A 6,426-nucleotide genomic window follows, 5' to 3' on the forward strand; every position below is an offset into this window, starting at 1 on the left:
CAGGTGGAGGAGGGGAGTTCTTCTATGTCCGGAGACCTTCCTTCGGCGCCAGCGGAGACGGCTCGACCCGCAGAAGCTTCGCGATCCAGTCCGGTAGCCACCAGTTCCAGCGGCCCAGCACGCTGACCAGAGCCGGCACCAGGAGTGCCCGCACGATCGTGGCGTCGATCAGGATGCCGACTCCGAGCGCCGTACCCAAGACTTTGATGTCCACACCAGGCGAGGACGCCAGCGCGGCGAACGCGAAGAACAAGATCAGTGCCGCAGACGTCACCAACCTGCCGGTGCGTCCAATGCCCGTGATGACCGCCGTGTTTGTGTCTCCGGTGGCGTCATACTCCTCGCGCATACGGGCCAGAATGAACACCTCGTAGTCCATCGACAGGCCGAAGAGGAACGCGAAGATCAGCACTGGCAGCCAGAACGTGATCGCTCCCGTTGGTGAGACAGCGAAGATGGCGTCGGAGCCGTGCCCCTGCTGCCAGAAGTAGACGACACCGCCGAACACCGCTGCCAGTGAGATCAGGTTGAGAAGCACGGCCTTGAGCGGCAGCAGGATCGACCGGAACGTGCGCACCAACAGGATGAACGTGATGAGCGCGATCAGCGCCAGGACGTATGGGAACTTCTCGTAGACCGCCGTGAAGTAGTCCTGAACGACCGGACCGGCACCCGTCATGCCGACCTCCCCGCTCGAGGCACCCTCGGCCGCGTCACGGACCCCATCGACAAGCGGATTGGCCGTGCTGTCGACGGTTTCCTTCTCAGGGATGACATCGATGACGGCGATGTCGCCGTTGATGCCGCCGATGACAGACATGTGGACTCCGTCGACGGCACGGGTCGCCGCGGCGATCGCCTCGGCGTCGGACGCGGGAGCGATGATCTCCATGGGAGTCAGGACTCCTGTGCCGATGCCTGTGCTGCGGAGCGTCTGCGCGGTTTCGTGTGGCTGTCCGGCGGAAGCAAGGGACTCGACATCAGCCTGACCGATCTTCAGGCTGAACACCGGGATGATCAAGAGAACGAGCATCACGAGGGCAGCCGCAACAGCGATGGTTCGGTGCTTGACGATCATGCGCGCCCAGGCTGTCCAGCCCTTCGACGCGGTGCCCTCCTTGCGGACACGCGGCCAATCGATCTTGGGTCCGATACTCGACAGCAGCGCCGGAACCAGGGTGAGCACGACCGCCGTACTGACGAGCGGGATGAGGATGCCGCCGATGCCCATGCTTCGAATCAGCGGAACCGGTACGACGATCAGCGCGATCAGGCTGATCGCCACCGTGACGCCAGACGCGAACACCGCGTGGCCGGCCGTCTTCATGGCGATGACGACGGCTTCTTCGTTGTCGCGACCATGCGCGCGTTCCTCCCGCCATCGTGAGACAAGGAGCAGCGAGTAGTCGATGGCCACGCCAAGGCCAACCAAGGCGATCAGGAACTGGACCACGAAGCTCACGTCACTGAACGTCGAGAGGATCAGGACCAGCGTGAACGTCGTCAAGATCGACACGGCTGCGATCACCAGTGGCAATAGGGCGAGGAAGGATGCGAACACGAAGATCAGGACGAGCAGGGCACCAGCTGCTCCGAACAGCGTTTCCAACAGAACGCTCGGCCCTTCGGAATCGCCGCCCGCAGCCAGCATGTTGTAGGAGGTCAGCCCACTCTCGAATCCCGCCGATGAGGCGGCTTTCTCCAGGGCAGGCTCGATCTCGACCTCGACGCCTGGTCCAAACGACTCCGGGAAGGGTGCCTGGAACAGGGCGTACGTCGTGCGTTTGTCGTCAGAGATGAATCCGGGGTCACTGGTGCTGGCGAAGTCGACCATCCGCGTTTCGGGTGCGGATTCATGGGCCGCCTTGAACGCCGCGGCGATGTCGCTCTGGTGCTCGTCGACGGTCTGCCCCTCCGGGACGGTCAGCACCCCGACGTACGTGTCGAACGAGCCAGCGCCGAACTCCTTGACGAGCTGCTTCTCGGCGTCGTCACTGGGTTGGCCGGGCAGGGAGAAGTCGATCGTCAGGCGATCAGTCAGCTGTGAAGCGCTGAAGCCACCTATGAGCAACATCGAGATCCAGAAGGCGCTCACGATGCGGCGGTGGTGCATGACGAGACGTGCAAGACGTTCCATGATGAGGATCCTGACTATGGATGGGACACGCGGCGGTGCTCAGCATCAAGACGCTTCACGCCAGGGACTTGTGACACTCCAACTCAATCGGGCTCGAATTTATCGACGGCGCGAGCGAGCCGTCAATCACTCTCAGGGACTAGCTCAGGGTGTCCTCGACATACGCCGGGCGCGCGACGATCGAGCCGAACACTGCGATGAAGACGGACAGCGTGATCATGAGGGAGATCGAGGCATACCAGTCGTGTGTGAGGTCGTGGAGCAGTCCGGTTCCGAACGGCCCGATCGCCGAGACCGCGTATCCAGTCCCTTGGACGAAAGACGACAGAGCCGCCGTACCACCGGCAGTACGGGTCCGTCGCCCGATCATCGTGAGAGTCCAGGTGAACGCGCCACCACCGAGTCCGAGCAGGACCGCCCAGAGCCATGGTGCCTCTGCCGGCCAGAGCATGAGGCCGACCCAGCCCAGCACGGTCACAGCTGAGAATGCCCACGGCAGCCAAGCTCGGTCACCTACTCGGCTCATCAGGTAGGGGAGCGACAAGGTGAGCGGTACGCCGACCGAGCCCAACAGCCCGACCATTGCCCCGGCGTACGCATCGCTGAGCCCTGCATCGACGAGGATCGCGGGCAACCAGCCGAACTGTGCGTAGGCCTGCGCCGACTGCACCCCGAACAGCAGTGCCATGGCCCACGCCAGTCTCGAGCGCGCCAGGTCGCGCAGCTTGAAGCGGGCATCGGCAACCGGATCGACGTGTACGGAGTCCCGCAGGTGGGGGAGCCACAGCAGGAGCGCGACGAGCGCAAGGAATGCCCAGAATGCCGTTCCCCATCGCCAGTCACCCAGCGCGGAAGCCAGCGGCACAGTGACGAACGAGGCGATCGCCCCGCCACCCATCAACGCTGCGCCGTACGCGGCGCTGATTCCGGCGATGTGATCGGGGAAGTGACGCTTGGCGAGAGGCGGGAGCAGGATGTTTCCGATGGCGCATCCGGACAATGCCACCACGGAGAAGAACAGGAACAGCTCAGGGGAGTCGACGAGCGAACGGGCCGCTACACCGACCACCGTTAGTACGAGAACCAGCACCGTCGTGACGTGCAGCCCCAGCTTTGCGATCACGCTGTGTGCGGCGATGCCGGCCGCGGCGAAGCACAGAACGGGCAGTGTGGTCAGGAGCCCGGCGACTGTGACCGACATGCCGAGATCGCCGCGAAGCGCGTCAAGGACAACGCCCACACTGCCGACAGCTGGCCGAAGGTTGACGGCAAGAAGGACGATCGCGACTCCGACCAACCAGCGTCCGGGGCGCGACGAGTGATCCCGAGGGACGTTGCCTGACTCGCGTCGCCCCGCATCCCGCCCGGCGGCGTTATCGTCGGTCGACGGCCAACCCCGGGCCGCCTTCCTCCTCTGCCTTGCCGGATCGGGCGCGGATGCGCCGCTCGCTTTACCGGCACCCCCCGGGATCATTCGTCTGGGCGTGGGCACTCGCCCATTCTGCGTGGCGAGTCCGCGGGTAGTCTCGTCGGGTGACGACGCTCGAGGGGACTCCCAATCCGGAGGCCCCCAACCCACAGCTTCCGATCGTCCAGAAGCTGCGTATCCGCTACGCCAAGCGGGGTCGTCTGCGCTTCACCAGTCATCGCGATTTCGCCCGTGCTTTCGAGCGGGCGATCCGGCGATCGGGCATACCGATCGGTCACTCGTCGGGGTTCACGCCGCACCCCAAGATCTCGTACGCCAATGCGTCTCCGACGGGCGCGGCGAGCGAGGCGGAATACCTCGAGATCGGCATGACGCGCGAATGTGACCCTGATGCGGTACGTACGCTGCTCGACTCGGCGCTGCCTGACGGCCTCGACATCGTCGACGTCGTTGTCGCGAAACCTGGCGCACTCGCAGACCGGTTGCAGGCGAGCAAATGGGACATCATGCTGCCGGAAGTTGCTCTTGAGGACGCCGAATCCGCGGTGCGGGCATTCCTCGCGGAGGACGACGTTCCGATCGAACGGATGATGAAGCAGGGCCCTCGAATCCTGAACTGTCGCGAACCAGTGGTCGATCTCGTGGCGCGTTCAGATGTGAGCAGCGGGGTCCCATGTGCGATACTTGCCATGGTTGTGCTGCACGTAACACCGTCAGTACGACCAGATGACGTTCTCGCCGGACTCAAGTCCAGCGGTGGCCTCGAGCTCAAGCGGACGCCCACGGCGACTCGTTTGGCCCAAGGTCCTCTGGAGACTGAGACCGGCACGGTAGGCGATCCACTTGCCTTCGACCGCGACGCATCCTGATCGGGTGCTGACCGCGGCGGTGAGTGTGAAAGCTGATGTGACAAGCCGCTGATCGTCGTCAACACCCTGGCGCGTGGCGCTGGGGATGACCGAAGGCTTTAGGCCCGCTTGCGGGCCGCAGACGTGTCCGGATCGATCTCGATCGGCCCGGGCGAAGGAGAGCACATGCTCGACGACAACGAAACAACCACCGAAGCAACATCCGAAACCGCTCCCGCCCGACGCCGTGCCGCTGGCCGTCCCGCTGGGCCGCCGGCCGCCGTGAGCTTCGCTCCACCTGAGGCACCCAAGAAGAAGGCTCCGGCCAAGAACGGCTCGGAAGGTGCCCCCATTGAGAGCAAGAAGGTCGATTCGGCTGACGAGCCCGCGGACGATGCTCCGCCGGCAAAGAAGGTCTCGGCAAAGAAGGCGCCGGCCAAGAAGGTCGCCGCAACGAAAGACGATGCAGACGAGCCCAAGAAGCCCGCAGCGTCATCCACAGCTGCCATGTTCAAAGCGCCCGAGCCCGGCCTCGCGCCGGCTCGCCCCAAGCCCGCTCCCGCCGAGTCGCAGACCGATGACAACGACGGCGACGACGATGACGACCCCAACGCGCCCAAGCGCCGCCGCCGCAGCCGTGGAGGCCGCCGCCGCAGCAAGGGTGCCGGCGACGACAACGCGACCGATGACGACAGCAACGACGAAGATGGCGACGACAACGACACCGAAGAAGACGGCAACGGCAACACCCGCCGCCGCCGTCGCCGCGCCCGCGCGGGTGAAGGTGTCGACGGATCGCCCGACGATCCCGAGAACACCGTCGTCCGCGTACGCAGTGGTCGCACCGCCGAGGACGAGATCACCGGAGTAGCCGGATCCACCCGCCTGGAAGCCAAGAAGCAGCGCCGTCGCGAGGGTCGCGAAGCCGGACGTCGTCGTGCTCCGATCGTTTCGGAGGCCGAGTTCCTCGCCCGCCGCGAGTCTGTCAAGCGCGAGATGGTCGTACGTCAGCGCGATGACTACACGCAGATCGCTGTCATCGAGGACAACGTGCTCGTCGAGCACTACGTGGCCCGAGAGTCGCAGGTCTCGATCATCGGCAATGTCTACCTCGGCAAGGTGCAGAACGTGCTGCCAAGCATGGAAGCCGCGTTCGTCGACATCGGAGCGGGCCGCAACGCTGTGCTCTACGCCGGTGAAGTCGACTGGACCACGCTCGGCAACGGCAAGGCCCGCAAGATCGAGGACGCCCTCAAGCCCGGCCAGACGATCCTGGTGCAGGTCTCGAAGGACCCGATCGGCCAGAAGGGCGCGCGGCTCACCAGCCAGATCAGTCTGCCCGGCCGCTTCCTCGTGCTGGTGCCCAATGGTCAGACCAGCGGAATCTCCCGCAAGCTGCCCGAGAACGAGCGCACGCGCCTCAAGGCGCTCCTCAAAGAGGTCCTGCCGGAGAACGTCGGCGTCATCGTCCGTACGGCTGCTGAGGGTGCGACAGAAGATCAGCTGACCCGCGACGTCACTGCCCTGACCGCGCGTTGGGAAGACATCGAGCGCAAGGTCGCGGCTGGCAAAGCGCCTGACCTGCTCTACTCCGAGCCCGATCTGATGATCAAGGTCGTACGCGACCTGTTCAACGAAGACTTCAACGGTCTCGTCGTCGAAGGTGCGGACGCCTGGGACATGATCAAGGGCTACATCGATCACGTCGCTCCCGATCTCGCCGAGCGCGTCACGCGCTACGACAACGCCGACGTCGATGCGTTCACGTCATACCGACTCGATGAACAGATCCACAAGGCGCTCGAGCGCAAGGTGTTCCTGCCGTCAGGCGGGTCCCTCGTCATCGACCGTACGGAAGCCATGACGGTCGTCGACGTCAACACGGGCAAGTACACCGGTTCGGGCGGCAACCTCGAAGAGACCGTCACCAAGAACAACCTCGAAGCCGCAGAAGAGGTCGTACGCCAGCTTCGCCTGCGTGACATCGGCGGCATCATCGTCGTCGACTTCAT

General features: G+C 64.6%; 4 protein-coding genes. 2 read left to right on the top strand and 2 right to left on the bottom strand.

Annotated elements, in window-relative coordinates; genetic code table 11:
• Positions 1–22: 22 nt before the first annotated feature.
• Positions 23–2,137, bottom strand: a complete 2,115-nt coding sequence (locus V6M39_RS06730) for an MMPL family transporter (protein ID WP_332642993.1) — start codon at positions 2,135–2,137, stop codon at positions 23–25.
• A gap of 139 nt (positions 2,138–2,276) precedes the next feature.
• Positions 2,277–3,434 carry an MFS transporter gene (locus tag V6M39_RS06735; RefSeq protein ID WP_332642994.1) on the bottom strand — a complete coding sequence of 386 codons (1,158 nt, stop codon included), beginning with the start codon at positions 3,432–3,434 and terminating at the stop codon, positions 2,277–2,279.
• Between the two features lie 236 nt (positions 3,435–3,670).
• Between V6M39_RS06735 and V6M39_RS06740 the strand changes: the two genes are divergently transcribed.
• Complete coding sequence (locus V6M39_RS06740) at positions 3,671–4,435, top strand: TIGR03936 family radical SAM-associated protein (RefSeq protein ID WP_332642995.1); 765 nt, start codon at positions 3,671–3,673, stop codon at positions 4,433–4,435.
• Between the two features lie 165 nt (positions 4,436–4,600).
• The coding region (locus tag V6M39_RS06745; protein ID WP_332642996.1) for an Rne/Rng family ribonuclease at positions 4,601–6,426 on the top strand (1,826 nt) is incomplete at its 3' end.

It is taken from the genome of Aeromicrobium sp., assembly GCF_036675695.1.
In the GTDB taxonomy this organism is placed as follows: domain Bacteria; phylum Actinomycetota; class Actinomycetes; order Propionibacteriales; family Nocardioidaceae; genus Aeromicrobium.

What these genes read in the sequence shown, in the direction of transcription:
- V6M39_RS06730 (WP_332642993.1), bottom strand. Translation starts at nt 2,137, where the DNA reads ATGGAACGTCTTGCACGTCTCGTCATGCACCACCGCCGCATCGTGAGC.